This is a genomic window from Pseudomonas sp. EL_65y_Pfl2_R96 (assembly GCF_963970905.1).
Lineage (GTDB): Bacteria > Pseudomonadota > Gammaproteobacteria > Pseudomonadales > Pseudomonadaceae > Aquipseudomonas.
Genome location: NZ_CAXAQH010000433.1, coordinates 1 through 322 on the forward strand (window position 1 = coordinate 1; position 322 = coordinate 322).

At 58.1% G+C, this 322-nt stretch carries 1 protein-coding gene; it reads left to right on the forward strand.

The window, feature by feature from the left end; genetic code table 11:
• Positions 1–28: 28 nt before the first annotated feature.
• The coding region (locus tag AACY49_RS31435; RefSeq protein WP_339528267.1) for a transposase at positions 29–322 on the forward strand (294 nt) is incomplete at its 3' end.

The following is a 322-nucleotide window of genomic DNA, read 5'->3' on the forward strand; positions in this document are numbered from 1 at the left end:
CGTGGCCTGATTCGGTATAATCCAGGGCATGATTTCCATGCCCGAAAACCTCCCCGATGATCCTGAATTGCTCAAGCAGATGCTTGCGAAGATGCAGTCCAGAGTCGGTTTCCTCGAAGAAGAAAATGCGCTGTTGCGTCAGCGCCTGTTCGGACGCAAGTCCGAGCAAACGGTTGATCCGGCAACGCCGCAGTTGGCCCTGTTCAATGAGGCGGAAAGCGTCGTCGAGCCCATTGATGAAGCGGCAGAAGAAGAGGCTGTTGCGCCGACCCAGCGGCGTGGCAAACGCAAACCGCTGCCGGCCGATCTCCCCCGCATCGAA